Consider the following 396-nt stretch of genomic DNA (forward strand, 5'->3'; position numbering starts at 1 on the left):
GTTAAGGGGACCGGTTAGCTCCATTTCGGTGGGGCGAAGCTGAGAACTTAAGCGCCAGTAAACGGCGGTGGTAACTATAACCATCCTAAGGTAGCGAAATTCCTTGTCGGGTAAGTTCCGACCTGCACGAATGGCGTAACGACTTCTCGACTGTCTCAACCATAGGCCCGGTGAAATTGCACTACGAGTAAAGATGCTCGTTTCGCGCAGCAGGACGGAAAGACCCCGGGACCTTTACTACAGTTTGATATTGGTGTTCGGTTCGGCTTGTGTAGGATAGGTGGGAGACTGTGAAGCGGCCACGCCAGTGGTTGTGGAGTCGTCGTTGAAATCCCACTCTGGTCGTGCTGGATGTCTAACCTCGTTCCGTGATCCGGATCAGTGACAGTGTCTGAT

1 rRNA gene is annotated in these 396 nt (G+C 52.8%); it reads left to right on the plus strand.

The annotated features are described in order from the left end of the window. A 23S ribosomal RNA gene (locus BCY78_RS24420) occupies window positions 1-396 on the plus strand; the annotation flags it as partial.

Source organism: Pararhodobacter sp. CCB-MM2 (assembly GCF_001691415.1).
GTDB lineage: Bacteria > Pseudomonadota > Alphaproteobacteria > Rhodobacterales > Rhodobacteraceae > Pararhodobacter.